Source organism: Nonomuraea aurantiaca, assembly GCF_020215705.1.
Lineage (GTDB): Bacteria > Actinomycetota > Actinomycetes > Streptosporangiales > Streptosporangiaceae > Nonomuraea > Nonomuraea aurantiaca.
The window spans coordinates 1-2,443 of record NZ_JAIWNB010000095.1; the positions used below are offsets into that span (position 1 = coordinate 1).

General features: G+C 65.1%; 3 protein-coding genes and 1 pseudogene. 3 read left to right on the forward strand and 1 reads right to left on the reverse strand.

Annotated features, from left to right (window positions below; genetic code table 11):
* The 3 genes and pseudogenes from LDL49_RS56260 to LDL49_RS56270 form a co-directional block, all read left to right on the forward strand.
* Nucleotides 1–97, forward strand: a pseudogene (locus tag LDL49_RS56260) (IS5/IS1182 family transposase); the annotation flags it as partial.
* A 188-nt stretch (nucleotides 98–285) separates the two neighbouring features.
* Nucleotides 286–1,110, forward strand: a complete 825-nt coding sequence (locus tag LDL49_RS56265) for an SDR family NAD(P)-dependent oxidoreductase (RefSeq protein WP_225303158.1) — start codon at nucleotides 286–288, stop codon at nucleotides 1,108–1,110.
* A 227-nt stretch (nucleotides 1,111–1,337) separates the two neighbouring features.
* Nucleotides 1,338–1,634, forward strand: a complete 297-nt coding sequence (locus LDL49_RS56270; RefSeq protein ID WP_225303159.1) for a hypothetical protein — start codon at nucleotides 1,338–1,340, stop codon at nucleotides 1,632–1,634.
* 349 nt (nucleotides 1,635–1,983) lie between these two features.
* On the opposite strand, the gene LDL49_RS56275 is transcribed toward LDL49_RS56270, so the two are convergent.
* Nucleotides 1,984–2,319, reverse strand: a complete 336-nt coding sequence (locus tag LDL49_RS56275) for a transposase (protein WP_225303160.1) — start codon at nucleotides 2,317–2,319, stop codon at nucleotides 1,984–1,986.
* Between the last annotated feature and the right edge of the window lie 124 nt (nucleotides 2,320–2,443).

A 2,443-nucleotide genomic window follows, 5' to 3' on the forward strand; every position in this document is an offset into this window, starting at 1 on the left:
CGCCAGCTCCCAAGCCATGATCCAAATCGCGTCGATCAACAACCTCACCAAGCGCATAACGGACGAGACCACCCCAACCTGGCGAGGCACCTACTAGAACATAAGCCGCAATCTACTCAAATCAAATACCCTCTCAGAGCACTCTTGCATGCTAGATAAATAGACCCATGAGTATGATTCAATGGTCTTCACGGTACGCTGGCTGTCGCTGCGGGCGACCGGTGCGGCCCGGGCCGTGTTCAGCCGGAGTGAAGCAGCAGATGCAATGGCAAGGATGCCGATGTGATGAAGACTTATGTGATCACCGGTGGCACTGATGGCATCGGTGCGGCGCTGGCCCGCACGTTGTTCTCACGGGGCGACAGGGCCGTGGTGATCGGGACCAATGCGGCCAAGGGTGAACGACTCGTGGCCGAGGCCGCCTCAGCGCCGGGAGCCGCGGTGTTCGTCAAGGCAGACCTCAGCCTGGTCTCGAACACCCGCCACATCATCGACAAGCTCGCCGAGGAGTTTCCGGCCATCGACGGTGTGGTGCTGTGCGCACGGTTCATGCGGTCCCACCGGTCGGTGACCGCCGAGGGATTGGAGGACAACTTCGCCCTGTTCTACCTCAGCCGCCTGCTGTTCAGCTACGGGCTGCTGGGTCCGCTGGAGAAGACGGAGCGGCCGGTGATCGTGAACGTCGCCGGCCCCGGCCATGACACGCCGGTCGCCTGGGACGATCTACAGAGCGCCCGCCAGTACGACCTGGTGCACGCGATGTTCATGACCGGACGCCTGAACGATCTGCTCGGAGTGACCTTCGCCGAGCGGCACGGCAGAGGTCCCGTACGGTACGTGCTCTTCCACCCCGGCACCACCGCGACCAGTTACGCGGGAGAGTTCGACCCGCAGACCGCGGCCTACCTCCGGCAGCAGCGGATGATGGCCAAACCCGCAACCGACGTGGTCCCGCCGCTCCTGCGACTGCTCGACGATCCACCGGCGCCGGCCTTGACCGCGTTCAACCTGTGCACCGAGCTCAATGTGCACACCAAGCTGTTCTCCGCCACGGACGCCGTACGGCTGTCCCGCCTCACCGACGAACTGCTAGCCAGAGTCGGCGGGTAGCCCAGGACATCGGACCCCGGCCGGTCGATCGATCCCGGCAGCCTGGCGGCGCAGCCGGAAGGCCTGGTCGCGCGCCCGGCGCCGGGCCGCACATCGGCGAGAGCCACCACAGAGCCTGGAACAGGGCCAGAATGCGTGCCACCGCTATTTGTTCGTCAATCGCGACAACCTGCGCAAGGCGACCGCAACGCTGGTAAAGCGACCCTGCGGATACGCGACGAGGCTTGATGGGCACCGGCTATCGTGTGATGACCTACTGGCACATCGAGCGCAAGTCGGTGTGCCTGTTCTTCGAGGCGGAGTCCCTGCTCGGCGTCGGAGGTCTCGGCCATGATCGAGGGCGTGCCGCGGCCAGCAGTACGATCATGGTCACGTACGCCGCGACGCTGAAGCTGCCGAGACCGGGCAGGTGCTGCGCCGTTTCACTCGCGGTGGCCCTAGACACGCCGCCTACCGGGCGGCGAAGAGCTGGGCGGGCGGTGAAGTCGGTGTTCATTGTCGGCCTGGACACCCATCAGGATTGAGGGCTGGCCGCCGGAGGCTCGAGCAGGCCACCGGGGCGGCCGGCTGCGCCCTCGACCACGCCTGGGGATACTCCGATCAGCTGCTCGAGTGACTGATGCACCCAGCCCGCGACGCCTCGGCCGTCCCGATGAGACCCTCAATACCGGGAGATCGTTCGGAAGGTTCTTGGGCGCCGGTGTCGTATCCAGGGCTCAGCCGATCGTCTTGGAGCTGAAGGCGTCCGCGACGCATGACCGCTGGCCACCGCTGCGGCCCCATGAGGCCAGGCGCGAACTGCGCGACGTCCTGGACAAGCTCACCGATCCGATTTCAAGCAACGCATCGTGAATCCCAGGCCTCGATCGCCTTCTACGCCCGACTGGAGCCGACGTTCAAGCTTGATGAGCACTCAACCCACTCGCGGAGGATCTTGTTCTCGCGTCGCAGCCGGGCCAGCTCATCCTTGTCGGCGCTGGTCAGGCCGTCCTGACGGCGGCCGTCATCCAGGTCGGCCTGGCGCACCCAGGTACGGATCGACTGCGCGGACGGCTGGAACTCCTTGGCCAGTTCCTCAGGCGTCCGTCCCGCGCGCACCAGCTCCACCATCTGCCGGCGAAACTCCGCGGATAGTTGTTCGGCACAGCAGACTCCTTCTTCCGGGCACCAGGGTTCCCCAGAGATCAGGTGTCCACCAAACCGGGTCAACTCCCAAGGCCAGGTAGTTAAGGTTTTTGGGCTGCTGGCAAGAGCGTTGGGGAGAGCGGCCCGGCAGTGTAGATACCCGGCCCGATCTTGCAGATGAGCTGGCTGTCGGCCCAGCGCGACAGTT

Excerpts from the sequence above, each read along its gene's own strand:
- LDL49_RS56265 (WP_225303158.1), top strand. The coding sequence starts at position 286 with ATGAAGACTTATGTGATCACCGGTGGCACTGATGGCATCGGTGCGGCG.
- LDL49_RS56270 (WP_225303159.1), top strand. The coding sequence starts at position 1,338 with ATGGGCACCGGCTATCGTGTGATGACCTACTGGCACATCGAGCGCAAG.